Source organism: Brevundimonas sp., from assembly GCF_041911375.1.
Taxonomy (GTDB): domain Bacteria; phylum Pseudomonadota; class Alphaproteobacteria; order Caulobacterales; family Caulobacteraceae; genus Brevundimonas.
This window is the reverse complement of sequence record NZ_JAYRPA010000056.1, coordinates 1-22964: the sequence shown is the minus strand read 5'-3', so window position 1 is coordinate 22964 and position 22964 is coordinate 1. Positions and strand designations below refer to the sequence as shown.

Sequence of the window (22964 nt, the reverse complement as noted above, 5' to 3'; positions counted from 1 at the left end):
CTCCTTTGCTCCGTCAACGTGAGTCGGCGGGCGCGGGTTGCCGTCAGTGGAAATCGCGCGAGCCCGGCAGGATGCGGACATTGCGCGGATGGCGGCCCGTCGGCGACCGGGGCGCCTGCGGATATTTCACCGCATCCGCCCGCGACAGCTGGACCTGCAGGTCATAATCCTCCGACAGCCGCGCCAGTTCGGCCGACCGGTCGAAGACGCGCCGGACCATGACGTGCAGCACGCCCTCGACGCTCTTCTCGACCGTGCCTTCCACCTCCATCAGCCGCGCGGCCATGACCTCGCGCCGAAAGGTCTCGAACAGGCGCGCCCACAGCAGGGCGTTCACGACCCCCGTCTCGTCCTCCATCGTCACGAAGATGGCGTTGCCCGTCCCCGGCCGCTGGCGCACCAGCACCACCCCGGCGGTGCGCACCAGCCGTCCGTGCTTCTGGGCCTGAACCTCGGCGGCGCTCAGCACGCCCTCGGCGCTGAACATCGGCCGCAGGATCTGCATCGGATGTCCTTTCAGCGACAGGCGCGTGGTCTGGTAGTCGGTGGCGATATGCTCCTTCAGCGGCATCAGCGGCAGGTTCGCCGCCGCCTCCAGGCCCAGCTCCCGCGCGCGCGCCGCCTGGAACAGCGGCAAGGGCTCGTCGTCCGGCAATCGCCGCACCGCCCACAGCCCCTCGCGACGATCCAGCCCCATTGACCGAAACGCATCCGCATCGGCCAGCTTGCGCATCGCCGCCGCCTCCAGCCCGGTCCGCCGCGCCATCTCCTCGACGTCGGTGAAACCGTCCCCGCGCGCCTCCTCCAGCTTCGTCGCCCAGGCTTCCCTGAACCCATCGATCTGCCGCAGGCCCAGCCGCAGCGCCAGGCCGCGCGCGCCGGGCTCCAGCGTATTGTCCCAGACGCTGTGGTTCACGTCGATCGCCCGCACCTCGACCTTCTGCGGGCTCTCCTGTGCATCCCGCACCAGCTGCGCCGGCGCATAGAAGCCCATCGGCTGGCTGTTCAGCAGGGCGCAGGCGAACACCGCCGGATGATGGCATTTGATCCACGACGAGATGTACACCAGCTTGGCGAAAGAGACGGCGTGGCTTTCCGGGAAGCCGTAGGAGCCGAAGCCCTTGATCTGTTCGAAACAGTTGCGCGCGAAATCGGGGTCGTAGCCCCTTTCGATCATGGTCCCCACCATCAGGGTCTCATACTTGGCCAGGTCGCCGTCGCCCCTGAACGTCCCCATCGACTTGCGCAGCGCGCTGGCCTGAACGGGCGTGAACTTGGCCGCCTCCATGGCGATCCGCATCGCCTGTTCCTGAAACAGCGGCACGCCCAGGGTCTTTTGCAGAATGGCCTTCAGTTCGTCCTTGGGATTTGGCGGCGCCGGTTCGGGATAGACAGGCTCCTCAAGCCCCATCCGCCTGCGAAGATAGGGGTGGACCATGTTGCCCTGGATCGGGCCCGGCCTGACGATCGCGACCTGAATGGCCAGGTCGTAGAACGTCTTCGGCTTCAGCCGCGGCAGCATGTTGATCTGCGCCCGGCTCTCCACCTGGAAGACGCCGATGGACCGCCCTTCCTGCAGCATCTGATAGACTTCCGCCCGCTCGTCCGGGACCGTGTCCAATTCCAGATCGTCCAGCCCGTGCTGACGCATCAGGTCGAACGCCTTGGCGATGCAGGTCAGCATCCCCAGCGCAAGGACATCGACCTTCATCAGGCCCAGCGCGTCGATGTCGTCCTTGTCCCATTCGATGAAGGTGCGATCGGGCATGGCCGCATTGCCGATGGGCACGATCTCGTCCAACCGATCGCGGGTCAGGACGAAGCCGCCGACGTGCTGGGACAGGTGCCTGGGAAACTCCAGCAGTCGCCGGGTCATGGCGACGGCCTGGATCACGGTGGGATTTCCGACATCCAATCCCGCCTGCTCCAGATGTCGGTCTGGAATATCCGAGCCGAAACTGCCCCACTGGCTGCCCGCCAGACGCGCCGTCACGTCTTCGGTCAGGCCCATGACCTTGCCGACCTCCCGAATGGCGCTGCGGGGTCGATAACGGATGACGGTCGCGGCGATCCCCGCCCTTTCCCGCCCATAGCGGGCATAGATGTCCTGAATGATCTCTTCGCGGCGCGCATGTTCGAAATCGACGTCGATGTCGGGCGGCTCATCGCGCGCGGCTGACAGAAAGCGCTCGAACAGCATGTCATGCTTGCCCGGATCGACCGCCGTGATGCCCAGCACGTAACAGACGGCCGAGTTCGCGGCCGACCCCCGTCCCTGACACAGGATGCCCTTGTCACGGGCCACCCTGACGATGTCGTGGATGGTCAGGAAATAGGGCGCCAAGCCCCGCTCGCCGATGAAGGTCAGCTCGGTCGCCAGCGTCGCGCGGACATGGTCGGGCGCCCCGTCGGGATACTTATGCCCCAGGTTCCGCTCGACCAGATACTCCAGCCAGCCCTGGGGCGTCTTCCCCGGCGGAATGGGCTCTTCAGGATAGTTGTACTTCAACGCTCCCAGGTCGAACGCCACCCGCGCCAACAGGTTCTGAGTCTCGGCCACCGCCTCGGGGGCGTCGACGAACAGACGGCTCATCTCGGCCGGCGGCTTCAGATGGCGTTCGGCGTTCTGGTCCAGCCGGCGACCGGCCGTTTCCAGCGTCACGCCCTCGCGAATGCAGGTGACCACGTCCTGAAGATCGCGCTGGCCGGCGTCGTGGTAGAGGACGTCGTTGACCGCCAGCAGAGGCGCGCCGGTCGCCCAGGCCAGGCGCTTCAGCCGCGCCAGCCGCCGGCGATCATCGCCCATGCGGCCCATGGCGGCGCCCAGCCAGACGCCGCCCGGCGCAGCCTCGCTCACCTGACGCAGCAGCGCCTCGAACCCCTCCAGACGGCGGGGCGGCATGACGATCAGCAGCAGCCCCTCGGGCGCGCGCAGCAGGTCGCGCAGGCCGATCTCGCACTGGCCCTTCTTCGCGCGACCGTTTCCCAGCGTCAGCAGACGGCACAGGCGGCCCCAGCCCTGCCGGTCCTCGGGATAGGCCAGGATGTCGGGCGTCCCGTCGTTGAACCGCAGCCGCGCCCCCAGGATCAGCTTGAAGGCCTTGGCTCGCGCCTTCACCTCCTCCGGGTCGATATCGATGGGGAAGGAATCCTCGACCAGCACCGTCTCGCCGGGACCGCCGCCCTGGCGCACCCGGTCCGGCGGCGACCAGCCCTCCTCGCGCAGAGTCTTCAGCGCGCTCCACGCCCGCACCACCCCGGCCAGGGTGTTGCGATCGGCCAGCCCCATTCCCGTGTGCCCCCGCAGGATGGCGCTGAGCACCAGGTGCTTCGGATGCGACGCCCCCTCTAGGAAGGAGAAGTTGCTGCGCGTCGCCAGCTCGGCATAGGCGGTCATGCGAAGACGCCGTGGACGAACCAGCGCGGCGCCGGCTCCTCGCCGTAGAAGCCCGATCGGAACAGCCAGAAGCGGCGTCCCTCCTGATCCTCGACCCGGTAATAGTCGCGCGTCGGCTCCAGCGGCCCCTGCAGCCGCCGCCACCATTCGGGGGCGATGCGCTCCGGGCCTTCGACGCGCACCAGGCGATGGTCCACGCGTCGCCAGATGAAGCGATTGGGCGGGTGGTCGGGCACCTCGGCCGTGGCCAGCACCGGCTGGGGCGGGTCGAACATCTGCAGCGGCCGCAGCGGCGGATCGGCGGGATCGGGTTCGGGCCAGCCCTCGTCAGCGCTCGTCGCCAGGACGGCGGGCGTCGAAGCTGCAGGCATCAGGCGAACGGCGCGCTCGGGCCGGTGCGACGCCACCGCCTCGAACCGGCTGACCGCCTCGGGCCCCAGGCGCGCGGTCAGGCGATCGACCAGACGCCCCAGGTCCTCGGCGCCCGGCGGGGTGCGCTCGAACCCGCGCTGGCGCGACGCCAGACGATCCGCGACCGGCACGGACAGGCGCAGCTGGTCGAAGCCGAAGCCCGGATCAAGCGGCCGCGCCAGCGCCGCCAGCCGTTCCTTGAACAAACGCAGCACCCCAGCCGCGTCCCGGCTGGGCCGACCGGTGCGCACCGTGATGCGCCGCACCTCCCCGTCCACACGGAAAAAGGCCGCCTGGAACGCTCGTCCGCCCTGCCCCCGCAGATCCAGCTGGTCCATCGCCTCGGCCAGCAGGTCGCCGATCACCGCCTCTATGTCGCTGGTCACCGTGATCGGCTCGACCAGCATCCGGTCGACCGAGACGATCAGGACGGGCCGTTCGGGCCGGATGCGCACATCCTCGCGCCCCAGCACCCGGTTCAGCCGCGTCGCCGCTGCGGCGCCGAACCGGGCGGTGATCGGCGCGCTCGGCCGGTCGTCCAGTTGCGCCAGGGTCTTCAGACCCGCACGCGACAGCGCCTGGGTGTCCTTGTCCGACAGCTCCAGCGCCGCCACCGGCAGGCGGCGCAGCGCCGCGCGCTGCCCCTGGCCTTCATGAATCCCGCCGCGACCGAACCGCGTCAGCGCCCGCGCCGCCTCGGGGGCGCCCGCCATCGCCGTGCGGACGGCCAGGCCGATCCCGCGCGCGCGCGCCTCGACCGCCTCCACCAGGCCCGCCTCGCCTCCGAACAGATGGGCGCAGCCGGTCACGTCAAGCGCCAGGCCGTCCGGCCCGTCGGTCGCCGCCATCGGGGTGAAGCGGCCGAAGTCCAGCAGCACCCGCTTCAGCAGCGCGGCGTCCGCCTCGGGCCGATGGACCACCACGCGGATGTCCGGCGCCCGCGCCCGCGCGTCGGCCAGGGTCATGCCCGGCGCCAGCCCCAGCGCAAGCGCCTGCGGGTCCACGGCGGCCAGACGCAACGCGCCCTTGACCTTCTCGACCAGGACGACGGCGGCCTCAGCCGAAGCGTCGCACCGCCCCTCCTCCCGCCTCAACCGATCGGTCGGCAGGAACGGAAACCACACCGCCAGATACCGCCGGCCGTTCTTCTCGGCCGTTCCGCCCCCCGTTCTGCCCCCCGTTCTGGAAGACTCCGCGTTCACGATTCCACTCCATGATCCAGGATCTTGGCTGCGCGCCCAGCCGATGTCGCAACAGTTCGATTTCAAAGGTCGGATGCCCCGGCGCCTCGGCCTCCAGCGGCCGCGACGGAGCCGCCTTCACCCGCCACCGGCTCTCGGCCGCGCTGGGCTGGGGCTGGGCCGCCAGCCGCACCAGGATCGCCGCGCTCCGTCCCTGCGCCGCCGCCATCGACAGCCGCCGGCTGGCCGTCAGGCTCATCGCCTTGGCCTCGCCCCAGGCCGTCAGCATCACGGCCCCCACCGCACCGCAGGCCAGCGCCTCCTCTCCCGCCGCCAGCAGGTCCTTCATCTCCTTGACCCGCACCAGCACCACCCGCCCCGGGTCCAGCCCCAGCTCGCGCAGGCCCGGCCCATGGACATGCCCGGTCTCCAGCCCCGCCATGGCCTGCACGCCCCACACCATCGCCCTGTCCGGTGCGGCGCGGCGGGCCAGGCCCAGGGCGAACCCCAGAGCCGCCGTCGCATCCGGCGTCGTCGCCGCATGAATCTCGTGCAGGGCATGGGCCGCCAGTCCGCCTAGATGCCGGTCCGCCGCCTCGTGCCCCAGTTCGAAACGCGCGAAATCGACCGGATGGCCGTCGGCCTCCATCGCCTTCAGACGTTCGCGCAGGGCTTCGATGTCGCGGTCCGGCCGCAAATTGGTTCTCCTTTTGTTCCTATATGCCGCCTTCTCAACCTCGAGAGTCAAGCGGCGTTCCAGCTTCACGGTAGGAATTTATTCCGGCGCGGCGACATACCCGGAATACTTGACTTTCACGCAGGGACTTCTATATCGCCACCAGCCTCGGGACAGGTCTGCGATCCGCGCCGCCCGCTCGCCCAAAGAGGGGCGGTTCCGTCGCTGCTATGCACGCAGACGCTTTCTCTCCCAAGGATTCATGACCGAATTTTCCCAACTGGGCCTTTCGCCCACGACCCTTCAGGCCGTCGCAGAGACGGGCTACACCACCGCCACCCCCATTCAGGAGCAGGCCATTCCGGTCGCCCTGGCCGGCCGCGACGTCCTGGGCATCGCCCAGACCGGCACCGGCAAGACGGCGGCCTTCACCCTGCCTCTGGTCGAACGCCTGGCCTCGGGCCGGGCCCGCGCCCGCATGCCGCGCGCCATCGTCCTGGCCCCGACCCGCGAACTGGCCGACCAGGTCGCCGAAAGCTTCGCCAAATACGCCAAGGGCACCAAGCTGAGCTGGGTGCTGCTGATCGGCGGCGTCTCCATGGGCGACCAGGTGGCGGCGCTGAACAAGGGCGTCGACGTCCTGATCGCCACCCCGGGCCGGCTGCTCGACCTGTTCGAACGCGGCAAGATGCTGCTGACGGGCGTCGAGATCATGGTCGTCGATGAAGCCGACCGCATGCTCGACATGGGCTTCATCCCCGACATCGAGCGCATCTTCAAACTGACGCCGCCGCGCCGCCAGACCCTGTTCTTCTCGGCCACCATGCCGCCCGAGATCACCCGCCTGACGACCGCCTTCCTCAAGGATCCGACCCGGATCGAGGCCTCGCGTCCGGCGATGACCGCCGACACCATCACCCAGTACATCGTCCGCATCCCGACCTCGGACCCCAAGGCCAAGCGCACCGCCCTGCGCGCCCTGGTCGGCCGCGAGGACGTCAAGAACGGCATCGTCTTCTGCAACCGCAAGTCCGAAGTCGACATCGTCGCCAAGTCCTTGAAGGCGCACGGCTTCGACGCCGCGCCGATCCACGGCGATCTGGACCAGTCGCACCGGATGAAGACCCTGGCGGACTTCCGCTCGGGCGACCTGAAGATCCTGGTCGCCTCCGACGTCGCCGCGCGCGGTCTGGACATCCCGGACGTCAGCCACGTCTTCAACTACGACGTCTCGCACCACGCCGACGATTACGTCCACCGCATCGGCCGCACCGGCCGGGCGGGCAAGCTGGGCCAGGCCTTCATGATCGTCACCCCCGCCGACGACAAGTCGCTGGATAAGGTGCTGAAACTGATCAAGAAGGACCCGGAAGAGCTGGTCCTGGACGGCATCGATTTCGCCGCCATCAAGGATGCCCCGCGCCGCGACGACAAGCGCTCGGGCGGACGTGAACGGTCCAGCGCCGAACGCGGCGGCCGGGGACGTTCGCGCGGCGGCGACGCCGGTCCGGTCGAAGCGCCGGCGGCTGTCCAGGCCGAGGCCTCGGTCGCCGAAGCGCCCGCCCGCAGCCGCAGCCGTCGCAAGGCGCGCCCTGACGCTGTCGATGCTGCCGTCGAGGTCGTGACTGAAGCGCCCGACGTCGTGGAGACGGTCGAGGCCGAGCCCGTCGAAACGCCCCGCGCCCCGCGCCCGGACCGCGAGCCCCAGCTGCTTCAGTCCGATCGTCGTGGTGAAGGCCGCGCCGCTCGCGACGAGCCGCAGCGCCAGGGCGTCCGCGGCTTCGGCGACGATGTCCCCGCCTTCCTGCGCCGTCCGGTCGTCATTCCCGCCTGACGTCGGTTTAACCCGGCGTTACGGAACATCCCCTATCTTCCCCCGGCTGACCCCAGAGCGGGGCTCCTCGGGGGAAGTGAATGTCCATTCAGGTCGACACGGCGGTTCGGGGCCCCGAAGCCTACGCCCTGGCGCGCGATGTCATCGCCGAGATGGAAAAGGCCCGCGTCTGGCCGACGCCTCTGAACTTCGAAATCTGGCTGCATTATCTCGGCGATCCCGATGGCGCCCTGGGACGCGAGATCAAGCGCCTGTTGGCCGAGAACGCCGTGATCACCGAGGAGACCTCGGAGATGCTGGCGGCCGAGTTCCTGCCGCGCGGCCGCCTGTCCGACGAGATCCGTGACGCCGGCGCCGTTCTGGACCGCGAGCTGGCCACCGTCGCCAGCGCCATCGCCCGCGCCCACAAGACCCAGGCCGACTACGGCCACACCCTGGCCGGCGCCTCCGAAACGATCGACGCCGCGCCCGACGGCGACGCCCTGAAGACCATCATCGGCGGCCTGTCGACCGCGACCCGCAAGGTCCGGCGCGAAACCGCCGTGCTGGAAAAGCGGCTGGAAGCGTCCAATAACGAGGTCGCCCGCCTGCGCTCCCATCTGGAGCAGGTTCGTCGCGACGCCATGACCGACGCCCTGACGAATCTGGCGAACCGCAAGGCGTTTGACGAACGCCTGACCGAGCTTTGCGCCGAAGGGCAGAAGGCGCCGCTGACCCTCGCCATTCTCGACATCGACCACTTCAAGCGCTTCAACGACACCTGGGGCCACCAGACCGGCGACCAGGTCCTGCGCTATGTCTCGACCGTCCTGTCCCGGACCTGTGGCGGCCACCGCTTCGCCGCACGTTTCGGCGGCGAGGAATTCGCCATCATCTTTCCGGGCGAAAGCGCCGGCGCGGTCATGGCCGCCCTGGAGAGCATCCGCCAGGAAGTCGGTTCGCGCTCACTGCGCCGCCGCTCCACCAATGATGAACTGGGCGCCGTCACCATCTCCGCCGGCTTCGCCGAACGCCTGCCGGATGAAAAGGCCGCCGCCCTGCTGGAGCGTGCGGACGCCGCCCTCTATGCGTCAAAGCGCGCGGGCCGCAACCGCATCACCGGCGCGCCGACCCTCCACCACGCGGCCTGAGCACAGCCCGGTCTGAGGGCACGCGGCCTGGACCTCAGGCGCTGGCCGGGACGATGGTGACGCTCTCGCCGCAGCCGCAGGCGTCGGTCTGGTTCGGATTCCTGAACACGAACTTCGACGCCAGACGAGTCGTCTCATAGTCGATCTCGGTGCCGATCAGGAACAGCACGGCCTTGGGCTCGATCAGGATGGTGACGCCCTTGTCCTCGACCACTTCGTCCAGCGGCCCGATCTCGTCGGCATAGGCGAAGGTGTATTCCTGCCCCGCGCAGCCGCCGTTCTTGACCCCGATCCGCAGGCCGATGTGATCGTTCTCGGCGTTGTCCAGAATCTCGCGCACGCGCTCGGCGGCGGCGTCGGTCAGGGTGACGGCCTTGGGGCGCTGTCGCCGCGGGCGGGATGTCGATTGAAGTTCGGTCATCGGCCAATGCCCATCAGAACATGTTGAGGGCCAGCTTGGCCTCGTCGCTCATCTTAGAGGCGTCCCAAGGCGGGTCGAACACCAGATTGGCGCGGGCGCTGCGGACGCCGGGCACCTTCTCCACCGCCGTCTCGACCCAGCCCGGCATCTCGCCGGCCACCGGACAGCCCGGCGCCGTCAGCGTCATCTCGACCAGCACGTCGCGGTCGTCGGACACGTCCACCTTGTAGATCAGGCCCAACTCGTAGATGTCGACCGGGATTTCCGGGTCGTACACGGTCTTCAGCGCCTCGATCAGATCGTCGGTCAGCTTGTCCAGCTCGCCTTGCGACAAGGCGCTCTTCTGGGGTTCGTCCCAGGCTTGCTGGAAGGCGTCGCGTTCCTGAATGTTTTCGTCTGTCATCGGCTTACACGAAGAAGTTCCGCGCCTTGATCAGCGCGTCCACGAAGGCGTCCGTATCCTCCACGGTGTTATATAGTGCGAAGGAGGCGCGGGTGCTCGACGTCACGCCCATTCTTTTCGCCAGCGGCTCGGCGCAATGCGTCCCCGCCCGCACGGCGACGCCGTAACGGTCCATGATCTGGGCCACGTCGTGAGCGTGGGCGCCCTCGACGGCGAAGGTCAGGATGGCGCCCTTCCCTTCCGCCTGTCCCAGGATGCGCAGCCAGTTCTGGCCTTGCAGCCGGTCCACGGCATGCTGGTACAGCGCATGCTCATGCGCCTGCACCGCCGCGCGGTCGTATTGCGCCAGCCACTCCAGCGCCACGCCCAGGCCGATGGCCTCCAGGATCGGCGGGGTGCCCGCCTCGAACCGGTGGGGCGGCGCGGCATAGGTGATCCGCTCCTTCTCGACGACGCCGATCATCTCCCCGCCGCCCTGATACGGCGGCAGGGCCTCCAGCGCCTCGGCCTTGCCGTACAGGGCGCCGATCCCGGTCGGGGCGAACAGCTTGTGGCCCGTCAGGACATAGAAGTCGCAGCCGATGGCCTGCACGTCGGGCGTCGCATGGACCGCCCCCTGGCACCCGTCGATCAGCACCTGCGCGCCCGCCGCATGCGCCAGGCGCGTGATCTCGGCGACCGGATTGATGGTCCCCAGCACGTTCGACATATGGGTGACCGCGACCATCCGCGTCTTCGGCCCCAGCAGGTCGGCGTATGCCGCCATGTCCAGCGCGCCGTCGTCCAGCACCGGAATCCATCTGATCACCGCCCCGCGCCGTTCCCGCAGCAGGTGCCACGGCACGATGTTGGAGTGATGCTCCATCTCCGAGACGATGATCTCGTCGCCCGGCTGAAGGCTCAGTCCCAGCCCGTTGGCCACCAGGTTGATCGCCTCGGTCCCGCCCTTGGTCCAGACCACCTGATCGGACGTTTCCGCGTTCAGGAAGCGGGCGACGATCTCGCGCGCCTTCTCGAAACCTTCGGTCGCCTCGTTCGACAGGGTGTGCAGGCCGCGGTGAACATTGGCGTAGCCGCCTTCCATCGTCGCGACCAGGGCGTCGATCACCGCGCGTGGCTTCTGCGCCGAGGCGGCGTTGTCCAGATAGACCAGCGGCTTGCCGTTCACCTGTCGCGACAGGATCGGGAACTGCGCCCGAACGGCGTAGGGGTCAAACAGGGTCACAACCGAGCCGTCAGCCATTCCCGCGCCACCTCTCTCGCGCCCTCGTGCTCGATCCGGTCGATGACCTCGATCAGGAAGGCCTGGGTCAGCAGGGCGCGGGCCTCCTCGGCCGGAATGCCGCGCTGCTCCATGTAGAACAGGGCGCTCTCGTCCAGCGTCCCGACCGTATTGCCGTGCGCGCACTGCACGTCGTCGGCGTAGATGATCAGTTCCGGCTTGGCGTCGATCTCGGCCCGTTCCGAGGCGATGAGCGCGTGGTGCCCCATCCGCGCGTCGGTGCCGTCCGCGCCGCGCTCGACCACGATCTTGCCCTGGAAAACGCCGCGCGCGGTGTCGCGCGCCACGCCCTTGATCAACTGGCTGGTCGTCCCGTCATGCTCGACGTGGCGCACCACGCTGGTCAGGTCGGCGTGGCGCGATCCGTTCAGCAGATACAGGCCGTCGGCCTGCACGTGCGCCCCCTGGGCGAAATGCGAAATGCGGGTCTCGACCCGCTGCAGTTTGGCGCCCGTGGCGATGATGGTCTGGCGATAGACGCCTCCCGCCTCGACCTTCACATGCGCCTGGGCGATCGAGATGGCGTCCTCGGGCTCCTCGATCAGGACGACGCGCGTCACCTCGGCGCCCGCCGCCACGTCCAGCTCCAGCGTATTGTGCGCCACATAGGCCGAGCCCGCGCCCTCGTGCGTCTCCAGCAGCAGCAGCTTGGCGCCCGCCCGCGCCGACACCCGCGCCCCCGCCGTGTGGCCCGTCCCGACCGCATCGGAGATGTAGCGCAGCCGCAGCGTCTGCTCGCCCGAGGCGATGAAGTCGGTCACGCCCACGGCGCGCCCGTTGGCGAAGACGATCGCCTCTCCGCCCAGATCATAGAACGGCCCCGGAGGCCCCACCGCCGTCGTGCCCGATGGCGCGGGCGCCTCGCGGAGCCAGCGCTTCAGGTCGCTGTACTTCCACGCCTCCGTCCGCCGCGACGGAAAGGTGGCGGCGTCGGTCAGGTCGATGTTGAAGGCCGCGCTCACGCTGCCTCGGGAAGATACTTGTCGTACCCTTCCGCCTCCAGCTGATGCGCCAGCTCCGGCCCGCCAGAGGCCACGATCCGGCCGCCGGCCAGCACATGGACCCGGTCCGGTTTGATGTAGTCCAGCAGCCGCTGATAGTGGGTGATCACCAGCATGGCGCGGTCGGGCCGGCGCAGGGCGTTCACCCCCTCCGACACGATCCGCAGGGCGTCGATGTCCAGACCCGAATCCGTCTCGTCCAGGATCAGCAGCGACGGCTCCAGCAGGGCCATCTGCAGGATCTCCATCCGCTTCTTCTCGCCGCCGGAGAAGCCGACGTTCAGCGGCCGCTTCAGCATGTCGAAGTCCATCTTCAGCGCCTTGGACGCCTCGCGCACCAGCTTCAGGAAGGCCGGCGCCGCCACCTCCTCCTCGCCGCGCGCGCGCCTCTGCGCATTCAGCGCCGTGCGCACGAAGGTCAGGGCCGGCACGCCGGGGATTTCGATCGGATACTGGAATGACAGGAAGACGCCCTTGGCCGCCCGCTCGGCCGGCTCCAGCGCCAGCAGATCCTCGCCGGCCCATTCGACCGCGCCTTCGGTCGCCTCATAGCCCGGCCGGCCCGACAGGGCGTAGCCCAGCGTCGACTTGCCGGCCCCGTTCGGCCCCATGATGGCGTGCACCTCGCCCGCCGGAACGTCCAGCGTCAGGCCCTTGAGGATCGGCTTCTCGCCGACGGAAACATGAAGGTTGTTGATCCTGAGCATTGTTTCTTCTTGATTATCCAACCGAGCCTTCGAGGCTGATGGCGACCAGCTTCTGCGCCTCGACGGCGAACTCCATCGGCAGCTTCTGCATCACGTCGCGGACGAAGCCGTTGACCAGCAGGGCCACCGCCTCCTCCTCCGACAGGCCGCGCTGCTGGGCGTAGAACAGCTGGTCGTCGGACAGGCGCGTCGTCGTCGCCTCGTGCTCCAGCTGGGCCGAGCCGTTGCGGGCCTCGATATAGGGAATGGTGTGCGACCCGCACTCCTTGCCGATCAGCAAGGAATCGCACTGGGTGAAGTTGCGCACGCCCGTCGCCTTCGGATGCACCGAAACCAGGCCGCGATAGGTCGAGTCCGACTTGCCCGCCGACACCGCCTTGGCGATGATCCGCGACTTCGAGTTCTTGCCCAGGTGGATCATCTTGGTGCCGGTGTCGGCCTGCTGATGTCCATTGGTGATGGCGATGGAATAGAACTCGCCCGAGCTGTCCTCGCCCTTCAGGATGCAGGACGGGTATTTCCAGGTGACGGCCGAGCCGGTCTCCACCTGCGTCCACGAAACCTTGGACCGGTCGCCGCGGCAGTCGGCGCGCTTGGTGACGAAGTTGTAGATGCCGCCCTTGCCCTCGGCGTCGCCGGGGTACCAGTTCTGGACGGTCGAATACTTCACCTCGGCGTCGTCCAGCGCCACGATCTCGACCACCGCGGCATGCAGCTGGTTCTCGTCGCGCATCGGCGCCGTGCAGCCCTCCAGATAGGAGACGTAAGCGCCCTTGTCGGCGATGATCAGGGTCCGCTCGAACTGGCCGGTCTGGCTCGCATTGATGCGGAAATAGGTCGACAGCTCCATCGGGCACTTCACGCCCGGCGGAATGTAGACGAACGACCCGTCCGAAAAGACCGCGCTGTTCAGCGCCGCGAAATAGTTGTCCGAGACCGGCACCACCGACCCCAGATATTGCCGCACCAGATCAGGATATTCGCGCAAGGCCTCGGAAATCGGCATGAAAATCACGCCGACCTTGGCCAGTTCCTCCTTGAAGGTCGTGACCACCGACACGCTGTCGAACACGGCGTCCACGGCCACCTTGGGCGCGCCCTGCACCCCCGCCAGCACCTCCTGCTCCTTCAGCGGGATGCCCAGCTTCTTGTAGACTTCCAGAATCTCGGGATCGACCTCGTCGAGGCTCTTCGGTCCTTCCTTCTGCTTCGGCGCGGCGTAGTAGAACAGGTCCTGATAGTCGACGGGCTCGTATTTCACCGCCGCCCAGGTGGGCTCCTCCATCGCCAGCCAGCGCTCATAGGCGGCCAGGCGCCATTCCAGCATCCATTCCGGCTCGCCCTTCTTCTCGGAGATGAAGCGCACGATGTCAGCGTTCAGGCCCTTGGGCGCGAACTCCTGCTCGATGTCCGAGGTGAAGCCGTGCGCGTACTTCTCCAGCGCGGCGACGGCGTCGATGGTTTCCTTGACGGCGGCCATCAGGCGACCTCTCTCACGCGCGCGGCGGCGCGTGCCTTGTGCTTGTCGTATGCGGCGATCCAGGCGTCGGCGAACCGGCTCCAGTCGCTCTCGATGGTGCTCCAGCCGCCGGACGCGCGCACGCCCCCGGTCGCCAGAGCGTTCAATCCCATGGCGCTGATGGTCTTGGACGGCTTGACCTTGCCCGACGAACAGGCCGAGCCCGCCGATACCATGACGCCGGTCAGATCGAGCGTGATCAGCTGTTGAGGGCTGTCCCAGCCTTCGACCGCCATGAACAAGGTATTGGGCAGGCGGTCGGCCGCGCCGCCGATGATCGTGGCCCCTGCCGCCTTCACCCGAACCTCGGCCGCTTCGCGCCAGGCGACGTGCGCCTGCATCGCCTCCAGGTCCCGCGCGGCGCAGTCGGCGGCCACCCCGAACCCGGCGATGCCCGGCACGTTCTCGGTGCCTGCGCGCAGCCCGCGTTCCTGCCCCGCCCCGTGCAGGATGCGAACGCCCGACACGCCTTCCTTGAACACCAGAGCGCCCACGCCCTGCGGCCCGCCCAGCTTGTGCGCCGACAGGGTCAGGGTGTCCGCATCCAACGTGCGCATGTCGACCGCAATCTTGCCCGCCGACTGGATCGCATCGACGTGCATCCAGCCGCCCGCCGCCCGCACCCGCCGCGCCGCCTCGGCGATCGGCTGGATCACGCCGCTTTCGTTGTTGGCGTGATGGATCGCGACCACCGCCCGACCGGGACGCGTCAGCGCCTGCGCCAGCGCGTCCAGGTCGACCACGCCGTTCGCATCGACCGGCAGCACCTCGACCGGCGCGCCCGCATTCGCCGCAGCCTCGGCCACGCACGGATGTTCGGTGGCGGAGACGATCAGCCGCTCGCATCCGGCCGCCAGGGCGCTGGCGATCCCTTGCGCATTGGCCTCGGTGCCGCCGCTGTTGAACACCACCGCGGTCGGATCGGCCCCGACCAGGTCCGCAACCTGCGCGCGCGCCGTCTCGACCCGCGCCCTGGCGCGTCGCCCGGCCGCATGGACCGCCGACGGATTGCCGTTGTCGGCCAGGGCCCGCGCCATCACGTCCTGCACCTCGGGCCGGACTAGGCCAGAGGCGTTGTAATCCAGATAGATGGAGGTCATGCCGCCACCCCCACGGCCAATGCGGCGCCCTGGGGCGCCTCGACGTTGCGGCGGCGCTGGCCCGTACGGTTCATCACCACGTCCTCCAGCGACACGCCGGCCAGATAGCGATGGATTTCGTCGCCCAGATCTTCCCAAAGATTGTGGGTGATGCAGCGTTCGCCGGCCAGCATGCAGCCCTTTGGCGTGCCGTGCGCCACGCACCGGGTCGCGCGGATCGGTTCGTCCACCGCCAGCACGATCTCGGCCACCACCGTCTCGTGCGCGCCCTTGGCCAGCCGGTATCCGCCGCCCGGCCCGCGCACGCTGCGCACCAGGCCGCTCTTGCGCAGCCGGGCGAACAGCTGCTCCAGATAACTCAGCGAAATCTCCTGGCGCGCGGCGATCTCGGCCAGCGACACGGCCCGGCTCTCGCCGCCTTCGCCGCGCCCGTTCTTGGCCAGATCGGCCATCGCCATCACGGCGTATCGTCCCTTGGTCGACAGACGCATCGCGCACCTTCAAAAATTGCGCGCTTTCAGGGGCTCTTGTGCTAGAACCCGCGCCTTCGCGAAGGCGGCGGCGCGCTGGAGGGACTTAGAAAGTCCTACCCTGGCGGTCAAGTATTACGCAGCCGCGAAATGACAGTTGAACGGATTCCAGAGCCCCAAATGCCTGAAGTCATCCTGCCCGGCGCCTCCGGCCGCATCGAAGGCCGCTATTCCCCCGGCAAGCGTCCGAACGCTCCGATCGCCCTTATCCTGCATCCGCACCCCAAGGCGGGCGGGCACATGAACAATCCGGTCGCGGTCACCCTGCACCAGTTGTTCCAGCAGCGCGGCTTCGCCACCCTGCGCTACAACTCGCGCGGCGTCGGCAAGTCGCAGGGCGAGTTCGATTCCGGCATCGGCGAACTGGCGGACGCCGCCACGGCCCTGGACTGGCTGCAGTCGAACAACCCCGGCGCCACCCAGACCTGGGTCGCCGGCTATCAGTTCGGCGCCTACATCGGCATGCAGCTTCTGATGCGTCGGCCCGAGACGGACGGCTTCATCTCGGTTTCGCCCCCGTCGAACATGTACGACTTCAGCTTCCTGGCCCCCTGCCCCGCCTCGGGCCTGTTCCTGCACGGCACGGCCGACACCATCGTGCCGCCGATCGAGGTCGAGCGCGTGGTCAACAAGCTGCGCACCCAGAAGGGCATCGTCATCGATTACGAGCTGGAGGACGGCGCCAGCCACTTCTGGCAGGACCACATCGGCGCCGTCGAACGCCGCGTCGGCGCCTATCTCGACAAGCGTCTGGAAGAGAACCCGGCCTGATCCGATCCTCGGGTCGCGCGTTGGACCCGAATGGACCATGACATCGTCATCATCGGCGGCGGCGCCGGCGGTCTCGAACTCGCCGCCCGCCTGGGCCGCCGGCTCGGGCGGCGTGAGGGGCCTCGGCGCGTCCTTCTGATCGACCGGTCCATCTTCCACCTGTGGAAGCCCAGCCTGCACGAGGTGGCGGCGGGTTCGCTCGACAGCCACCAGGAGGGCCTGTCCTATCCCGTCCTGGCGCGGCGCAATCATTTCAGCTTCGCCTTCGGCGACCTGACGGACCTCGACGCCGAGGCGAAGACGATCTCCCTGGCGGAAATCCGCGACGCCGACGGCAAGACGCTGGTCGCGCCGCGCGCCCTCTCCTATCGCACCCTGGTCCTGGCCGTCGGCAGCGGGTCCAATCTGTTCGACACCCCCGGCGCGGCCCAGCACGCCCATCTGCTGGAAGACGTCGCCGACGCCGAGGCCTTCAATCGCCGCCTGACCTCGGCCTTCCTCGCGGCGGCCTATTCGGACGAGCGGACGCTGAACATCGCCATCGTCGGCGCGGGCGCGACCGGCGTGGAGCTGTCCACCGAGCTGATCGAAGGCCACGACGAGCTGTCCGCCGGCCTGACGCCGGGCCAGCGCTTCGACCTCTGCGTCACCATCGTCGAGGCCGCCCCGCGCATCCTGGGCGGCCTGCCCGAGCGCGTCTCCGACAAGGCCGCCCGCGCGCTGGAGGCCAAGGGCGTGCGCCTGCTCACCGATGCAAAGGTGAAAGCCGTCCACGCCGACCGCCTCGAAACCAGCCAGGGTCCGGTCCCCGCCGCCCTGATCGTCTGGGCCGCTGGGGTGAAGGCGGAGGACGCCAACCGCGCCTTCGGGCTGAAGACCGGCCGTCTGAACCAGTTCGTCGTCGACGACCGGCTGAGAACCTCCGCCCCTGACGTCTACGCCATGGGCGACTGCGCGGAGGCCCCGGGCCCCGACGGCCGCCCGGTTCCCGCTCGCGCCCAGGCGGCGGCGCAGCAGGCCGCCTACCTCGCCCGCGCCCTGGCCGATCCCACGCGCGACGCCGGCCCCTACGTCTATCGGGACAAGGGTTCGCTGGTGTCGCTGGGCGGGGACAAGGGCGTCGGCTCGTTGATGGGCGGGCTGGGCGGACCGAACTTCCTGATCGAGGGCCTGCTGGCCAAGTGGGCCTATATGGCCCTGCACCTCGACCACCACCGCGCCATCATCGGCGTGCGACGCACGGCCCTTCTCGCGCTGTCCCGCCTGCTCCACCGCCGCGTTTCCGGGCGGCTGAAGCTGCACTGAGCCCGCTCACCCCGGCACTCGCCGGGATGAGCGGAAGTCAGGGTCAGGCGGCTTGCGCCGCCTCCTCGGCCGGCACCGTTCGGATCAGATAGTCGAAGGCCGACAGACCGGCCTTGGACCCTTCGCCCATGGCGATGACGATCTGCTTGTAGGGCACGGTCGTGGCGTCGCCCGCCGCGAACACGCCCGGCTGGCTGGTCTCGCCGCGATGATCGACCTCGATCTCGCCGCGCGGGGACAGGGCCACCGCGCCGTGCAGCCATTCGGTGTTCGGCACCAGGCCGATCTGGACGAACACGCCTTCCAGCTGGACCTCGTGCACGGCGTCCGAGTTCCGGTCCTTGTAGACCAGGCCGTTCACCTTCTCGCCGTCGCCCAGCACCTGGGTCGTCAGGGCCGAGGTGACGATCTTCACGTTCGGCAAGGTCGCCAGCTTGCGTTGCAGCACCGCATCGGCCCGCAGCTCGCTGTCGAACTCGATCAGGGTCACGTGCGCCACGATGCCGGCCAGGTCGATGGCCGCCTCGACGCCCGAGTTGCCGCCGCCGATCACCGCCACGCGCTTGCCCTTGAACAGCGGCCCGTCGCAGTGCGGGCAATAGGCCACGCCCTTGTTCCGGTACTGGTCCTCGCCCGGCACGTTCATCTGGCGCCAGCGCGCGCCGGTCGACAGGATGACGGTGCGCGCCTTCAGGCTGGCGCCGTTCTCCAGCTGCACCTCGTGCAGGCCGCCCGGAACCTTGGCCGGGACCAGGCGCGACGCCCGCTGCAGGTTCATCACGTCCACCTCGTATTCGCGGACGTGCTGCTCAAGCTGGGCGGCCAGCTTCGGCCCCTCGGTGTGCGGCACCGAGATGAAGTTCTCGATCGCCATGGTGTCCAGCACCTGGCCGCCGAACCGCTCGGCCGCGACGCCGGTGCGGATGCCCTTGCGGGCGGTGTAGATCGCCGCTGCGGCCCCGGCCGGACCGCCGCCGACCACCAGGACGTCGAACGGATCCTTGGCCTTGATCTTCTCGGCCGCCTTGGCCTCGGCGCCGCTGTCGATCTTGGCGACGATCTGCTCCAGCTCCATCCGGCCCTGGCCGAACAGCTCGCCGTTCAGGAACACGGTCGGCACGGCCATGACCTTGCGCGCCTCGACCTCGTCCTTGAACAGACCGCCCTCGATGGCGACGTGCTTGATGCGCGGATTGATGACGCTCATCAGGTTCAGGGCCTGCACCACGTCGGGGCAGTTTTGGCACGACAGCGAGAAATAGGTCTCGAAGACATAGTGGCCGTCCAGGTCCTTGACCTGCTGGATCACCTCCTGCGCCGCCTTGGACGGATGGCCGCCCACGTGCAGCAGGGCCAGCACCAGCGAGGTGAACTCATGGCCCAGCGGAATGCCGGCGAAGCGCACGCCGATGTCGGTCCCCTTGCGGCGGATCAGGAAGCTGGGCTGGCGCGCGTCGTCGAAGTCGCGGCCCATCTCGACCTTGCCGTGCGAGACCGAGACGATGTCCTCCAGCAGGGCCTTCAGCTCCTGCGACTTGGCGCCGGCGCCCAGCGAGGCGACCAGCTCCACCGGATGCACGATGTTCTTCAGATAGCCTTCCAGCTGGGTTTTCAGATTGGCGTCGAGCATCGGAATCCTCACTAAACTCTGGGATGGAGCGTCGGCCTCGAGCCGCTTCGGGCGAGGACCGGACGCAAAAAGGCCGCGGGGACGGAAACGCTACTCACCCCGCGGCCTCTGCGACGCCCGATTGGACCGGGCGCCGTGAACCGGCGACGAAAACGCAACGCGCCGCCGGTCTGTCTGGGTCGTCGGGCTTAGATCTTGCCGACCAGGTCCAGCGACGGGGCCAGGGTGGCTTCACCCTCTTCCCACTTCGCCGGGCAGACTTCGCCCGGGTGCGAACGCACGTACTGGGCGGCCTTGATCTTGCGCAGCAGCTCGGCGGCGTTGCGGCCCACGCCTTCCGAGGTGATCTCCATGAACTGGATCACGCCGTCCGGATCGACCAGGAAGGTCGCGCGGTCGGCCAGGCCCACGCCCGGACGCATCACGTCGAAGTTGTTGGTGATCGTGCCCGACTGGTCGCCGACCATGTAGTAGTCGATCTTGCCGATCGCCGGCGAGGTGTCGTGCCAGGCCTTGTGGCTGAAGTGGGTGTCGGTCGAAACCGAGAACACCTCGACGTCCATGCCCTGCAGGGTCGGATAGATGCCGGCCAGGTCTTCCAGCTCGGTCGGGCACACGAAGGTGAAGTCGGCCGGATAGAAGAAGAAGACGCCCCACTTGCCCTTCACGTCCGCGTCGGAAATCTCGACGAACTTGCCTTGCTTGTAGGCGGTGGCCGTGAACGGCTTGATGGGCGTGTTGATGAGGGCCATGCGAAATCCATAGGCTGGGAGTGATTGGGAGGAGGCCCTTCTAACCCACCCGAACGGATAAGCCCAATCACTTATTTGCAGATGCACAATAAACTGCGTTTATACAAGAAAGTGCGGATCATTCAGGGACAAAGCCGGCCCACCCTGCCGACGCCACAGGTTCGCCTCGGCCCTTCCCTTCGCAAGCGCAGCAATACCTAGGCGCACGAAGAGGCGGTGAAACGCGCCTCATATTCCGCCATCGTCCAGCGAAACCCCATCTCTTGGCGACGCACATCGACCTTTTCAGGATCTTCCAGGGTGTCGACCGCCCAGCGGCCGTCACGACAGACCATCTGCGTGCCGTATCGTTGCGGCCGTCCCTCGCTGACAGCGAGGCGGTCGTACATCAGGCCGTACTCCTCACCGTCCACTTCGCCTTTGGCGACCAGCGGTTCAAGAACGGGCAGGAACCGTCGCCAGTGTTCGGGACCGGAATGCTGCACGATCAGGAAGGCGGACGCGGCAGCCTGCTCGCCATAGACGCTTTTCAAGAACCAGCCCTCCGGCGGAACCATGGCCAGCAGTTCCCCCATGAGGGCCCGGTCATTGTCGCCGAGCACACGCCAGACAGCAGCGCGCGCGGCGGGGCGCTCGTCGGTCGGCAAGCGGCTGTAATCGACGCTGTTCAGCGCACGACGGCCAATCTGGTCCAGCACGCCCATGCGTTCCAAGCGCTCTCGGTCGCTGGTTGGCGGATCAAGCGCGGCTTGGCGCGCCTTCTCGGTTTCCAGCGCTTCGACCACCAGCCTGATCGCTGTCCGGCTCTCCCGGCTCAAACCATCCGGATCGGGTTGCTGGCTCATCCAGAGAACCGCCGCCATGGCCAAGCCTAGCATCACGCCTCCTCCGCACAGCACGGCGATCCACCGTCGCCTCATCGCGACCTCCCCGCTCAGTACAACAGGAAGGACCGTCTCGCCTTGACCCACGCTTGCTCGTCCGGCGTGGTGACCGCATCCAGGTCGCCCGGCGTGGCCCCGGCGTCATCGACCCATTCCCGCAGCCCCGGCCCGCCGTTGATCGTGTCGATCGGCAGCCGCCCGAAGGCGTATTCGTACGGAAAGTCCCGCCACAGCTCATAGTCGGGATACAGCCGCCGGATCGCCTTGAACCCCAGCGCCTGCACCCGCCACGGCTGGAACGCCGCATGATCGTAGTGCGGCCCCTCGACGTGGATCTGCACGCCTGCGCACAACTGGCCGACGTGCTTGTGGAAGGTCGGCTGAAACCAGCATTCCCGCAGCACGCAGCCCTTCAGCCAATCCGGCGCCAGCGCGGTCATCTCGGCGATCACCGCCCGCGCGTCGATGTCCGGCGCCCCGAACAGCTCCAGCGGCCGCGTCGTGCCCCGCCCCTCCGACAGGGTCGCGCCCTCCAGCATCACCGTGCCGGCATAGGCTCTGGCCATGCTCAGGTTCGGCGCGTTCGGGCTGGGGTTGACCCAGGCCCGCTCCAGCAGCGGCCAGCCGTATCCCGGCCCCGCCTCCGGCGCCCAGCCCTGCATCTCGATCACGCGATAATCGACGTCCAGCTTGAACTGGTCGATGAACCATAGGCCCAGCTCGCCTATGGTCATGCCGTGCCGCATCGGCATCGGCCCGGCCCCGACGAAGCTCTCGAACCCCGGCTTCAGCGTCATCCCCTCGACCGGCCGCCCGGCGGGATTGGGCCGGTCCAGCACCCACACCGTCTTGCCGTGCTTGGCCGCCGCCTCCAGCACATAGAGCAGCGTCGTCACATAGGTGTAGATGCGGCACCCCAGGTCCTGCAGGTCGATCAGGACGACGTCGAACGTCTCCATCCACTCGTCCCGGGGCCGGCGCACCTCGCCGTACAGGCTGAAGACGGGAAAGCCGTGGACCGGATCGCGATAGTCCGGGCTTTCCATCATATTGTCCTGCAGATCGCCCTTCATCCCGTGCTGCGGCCCAAAGGCGGCGGTCAGGGTGATCTCGGGACAGGCCGCCAAGGCGTCGATCGCATGGGTCAGGTCCGGCGTCACCGAGGCCGGATGCGCCAGCAGCGCCACGCGCCGCCCCTTCAACTGGCCCCGCAGGGCGTCGTCGGACAGCAGGCGGTCGAGGCCGAAGTTCATGTCAGGTCCAGCGCGAGGGAATCGGAATGATGAAAGTCCGGCTTATCCGACGGATGGGTCAGCGCCCAATAGAGGATCGACCCGTCCAGCCGCTCGATCACCGCCGTCAGGCCCACCGCCCCCGTCGCATCCTCGGGCAGCTCCACATCGACCGTCAGCACGAACCGCCCCGGCGCGGCCCGCGTGACGATGAAGGGCGCCGGAACCGCCAGGTTCCGCATCCCCTGGCGATAGCCGTCGAAGCCGTAGGCCGCCCACGCCCCCGACGGCGACAGATTGTATTCGACATAGCCCGTCGCCGTTTGCGCGAACGCCTCGAAACAGGTCGTGCGCCAAAGCTCGTCCGTATGGACCCGCGCCGCCGGCGAGGGCCACAGCACCGTCTCGACCGGCCCGCTCAGGCTGTACTCCAGGCTCAGCGCCCGCCCCGCCCGTCGCGCCTCGACCTCCAGCGTCAGTCCATCGACGGCGGCGGTGCTCGGGTGCGGGATCAGGGGCAGACGCATCCGCCCTTGGTATCGAACCCAGAAGGCGCGTCAACGCGAACAGGCATAGCCGACCCCATCCCGCGCCCCACGGCCCGCCACTCGCCCCTCGCGACATCCGCGCAGGATTGCGCCGAGGTCCGCTACCGACCGAGGCTGTGTGAAAACGCCTTCCCTCCAAGCGAATTAGGTTAGCCTTCTGAGGTCAGCAGGAGGTGGGCATGAGCCGCTTCGTCCAGGGTGGAGATCGCCGGCAGCCGACGCTGCTTCCCGAGTGTCTGGACGACTATGT

At 68.3% G+C, this 22964-nt stretch carries 21 protein-coding genes; 5 read left to right on the top strand and 16 right to left on the bottom strand.

All coding sequences use genetic code 11. The features are described 5' to 3' along the window. Nucleotides 1-43: 43 nt before the first annotated feature. Genes ACE3PU_RS10085 through ACE3PU_RS10075 form a run of 3 tightly spaced genes read right to left on the bottom strand, consistent with a single transcriptional unit; the run spans nucleotide 44 to nucleotide 5686 of the window. A complete protein-coding gene (locus tag ACE3PU_RS10085) occupies nucleotides 44-3397 on the bottom strand; it encodes an error-prone DNA polymerase (RefSeq protein ID WP_374389298.1) in 3354 nt (1117 codons plus the stop codon). Then, a complete protein-coding gene (locus ACE3PU_RS10080) occupies nucleotides 3394-4932 on the bottom strand; it encodes a DNA polymerase Y family protein (protein WP_374389296.1) in 1539 nt (512 codons plus the stop codon). The genes ACE3PU_RS10085 and ACE3PU_RS10080 overlap by 4 nt, the downstream gene beginning before the upstream one ends. Then, on the bottom strand, nucleotides 4865-5686 hold the full coding sequence (locus ACE3PU_RS10075) for an ImuA family protein (RefSeq protein ID WP_374389294.1): 822 nt from the start codon (nucleotides 5684-5686) through the stop codon (nucleotides 4865-4867). The genes ACE3PU_RS10080 and ACE3PU_RS10075 overlap by 68 nt, the downstream gene beginning before the upstream one ends. 241 nt (nucleotides 5687-5927) lie before the next feature. On the opposite strand from ACE3PU_RS10075, the gene ACE3PU_RS10070 reads away from it, so the two are divergent. Continuing rightward, the gene (locus tag ACE3PU_RS10070; protein WP_374389292.1) at nucleotides 5928-7499 is read left to right on the top strand and encodes a DEAD/DEAH box helicase; all 1572 of its coding nucleotides are present in this window, start codon (nucleotides 5928-5930) and stop codon (nucleotides 7497-7499) included. 80 nt (nucleotides 7500-7579) lie between these two features. Next, nucleotides 7580-8629: a diguanylate cyclase gene (locus ACE3PU_RS10065; protein WP_374389290.1), complete on the top strand. Its 1050-nt coding sequence runs from the start codon at nucleotides 7580-7582 to the stop codon at nucleotides 8627-8629. 34 nt (nucleotides 8630-8663) lie between these two features. On the opposite strand, the gene ACE3PU_RS10060 is transcribed toward ACE3PU_RS10065, so the two are convergent. Genes ACE3PU_RS10060 through ACE3PU_RS10025 form a run of 8 tightly spaced genes read right to left on the bottom strand, consistent with a single transcriptional unit; the run spans nucleotide 8664 to nucleotide 15553 of the window. After that, nucleotides 8664-9050, bottom strand: coding sequence for a HesB/IscA family protein (locus ACE3PU_RS10060; protein ID WP_374389288.1), 387 nt, complete (start codon nucleotides 9048-9050; stop codon nucleotides 8664-8666). Between the two features lie 13 nt (nucleotides 9051-9063). After that, a complete protein-coding gene (locus tag ACE3PU_RS10055; protein ID WP_374389286.1) occupies nucleotides 9064-9453 on the bottom strand; it encodes an SUF system Fe-S cluster assembly protein in 390 nt (129 codons plus the stop codon). 4 nt (nucleotides 9454-9457) lie between these two features. Next, the gene (locus ACE3PU_RS10050) at nucleotides 9458-10696 is read right to left on the bottom strand and encodes an aminotransferase class V-fold PLP-dependent enzyme (protein WP_374389284.1); all 1239 of its coding nucleotides are present in this window, start codon (nucleotides 10694-10696) and stop codon (nucleotides 9458-9460) included. Then, complete coding sequence (gene sufD, locus ACE3PU_RS10045) at nucleotides 10675-11697, bottom strand: Fe-S cluster assembly protein SufD (protein WP_374389282.1); 1023 nt, start codon at nucleotides 11695-11697, stop codon at nucleotides 10675-10677. Before sufD ends, ACE3PU_RS10050 begins: the two co-directional genes overlap by 22 nt. Beyond that, nucleotides 11694-12443 (bottom strand): Fe-S cluster assembly ATPase SufC, encoded by a 750-nt coding sequence (gene sufC, locus ACE3PU_RS10040; RefSeq protein ID WP_374389280.1) that lies wholly within the window; start codon nucleotides 12441-12443, stop codon nucleotides 11694-11696. Before sufC ends, sufD begins: the two co-directional genes overlap by 4 nt. A 13-nt stretch (nucleotides 12444-12456) precedes the next feature. Beyond that, nucleotides 12457-13923 (bottom strand): Fe-S cluster assembly protein SufB, encoded by a 1467-nt coding sequence (gene sufB, locus ACE3PU_RS10035; protein ID WP_374389278.1) that lies wholly within the window; start codon nucleotides 13921-13923, stop codon nucleotides 12457-12459. Further along, nucleotides 13923-15062: a cysteine desulfurase family protein gene (locus tag ACE3PU_RS10030; RefSeq protein WP_374389276.1), complete on the bottom strand. Its 1140-nt coding sequence runs from the start codon at nucleotides 15060-15062 to the stop codon at nucleotides 13923-13925. The genes sufB and ACE3PU_RS10030 overlap by 1 nt, the downstream gene beginning before the upstream one ends. Beyond that, nucleotides 15059-15553, bottom strand: coding sequence for an Rrf2 family transcriptional regulator (locus ACE3PU_RS10025; protein ID WP_374389274.1), 495 nt, complete (start codon nucleotides 15551-15553; stop codon nucleotides 15059-15061). Before ACE3PU_RS10025 ends, ACE3PU_RS10030 begins: the two co-directional genes overlap by 4 nt. A 159-nt stretch (nucleotides 15554-15712) precedes the next feature. On the opposite strand from ACE3PU_RS10025, the gene ACE3PU_RS10020 reads away from it, so the two are divergent. After that, nucleotides 15713-16363 (top strand): alpha/beta hydrolase, encoded by a 651-nt coding sequence (locus ACE3PU_RS10020; RefSeq protein WP_374389272.1) that lies wholly within the window; start codon nucleotides 15713-15715, stop codon nucleotides 16361-16363. A gap of 30 nt (nucleotides 16364-16393) precedes the next feature. Next, entirely contained in the window at nucleotides 16394-17668 is a 1275-nt protein-coding gene (locus ACE3PU_RS10015) for an NAD(P)/FAD-dependent oxidoreductase (RefSeq protein WP_374389270.1), read from the top strand. 43 nt (nucleotides 17669-17711) lie between these two features. On the opposite strand, the gene ahpF is transcribed toward ACE3PU_RS10015, so the two are convergent. The 5 genes from ahpF to ACE3PU_RS09990 form a co-directional block, all read right to left on the bottom strand. Then, the gene (ahpF, locus tag ACE3PU_RS10010; protein WP_374389268.1) at nucleotides 17712-19298 is read right to left on the bottom strand and encodes an alkyl hydroperoxide reductase subunit F; all 1587 of its coding nucleotides are present in this window, start codon (nucleotides 19296-19298) and stop codon (nucleotides 17712-17714) included. Nucleotides 19299-19486: 188 nt separating this feature from the next. Further along, entirely contained in the window at nucleotides 19487-20050 is a 564-nt protein-coding gene (gene ahpC / locus ACE3PU_RS10005) for an alkyl hydroperoxide reductase subunit C (RefSeq protein ID WP_292135158.1), read from the bottom strand. A 197-nt stretch (nucleotides 20051-20247) separates the two neighbouring features. Next, nucleotides 20248-20913 (bottom strand): DUF6624 domain-containing protein, encoded by a 666-nt coding sequence (locus ACE3PU_RS10000; RefSeq protein WP_374389265.1) that lies wholly within the window; start codon nucleotides 20911-20913, stop codon nucleotides 20248-20250. 71 nt (nucleotides 20914-20984) lie between these two features. Beyond that, on the bottom strand, nucleotides 20985-22187 hold the full coding sequence (locus tag ACE3PU_RS09995; RefSeq protein ID WP_374389263.1) for an exo-beta-N-acetylmuramidase NamZ domain-containing protein: 1203 nt from the start codon (nucleotides 22185-22187) through the stop codon (nucleotides 20985-20987). Further along, nucleotides 22184-22693 (bottom strand): DOMON-like domain-containing protein, encoded by a 510-nt coding sequence (locus tag ACE3PU_RS09990; RefSeq protein WP_374389261.1) that lies wholly within the window; start codon nucleotides 22691-22693, stop codon nucleotides 22184-22186. The genes ACE3PU_RS09995 and ACE3PU_RS09990 overlap by 4 nt, the downstream gene beginning before the upstream one ends. Before the next feature lie 194 nt (nucleotides 22694-22887). Between ACE3PU_RS09990 and ACE3PU_RS09985 the strand changes: the two genes are divergently transcribed. Continuing rightward, nucleotides 22888-22964: hypothetical protein (locus ACE3PU_RS09985; protein ID WP_374389445.1), on the top strand; the 77-nt coding region annotated here is incomplete at its 3' end.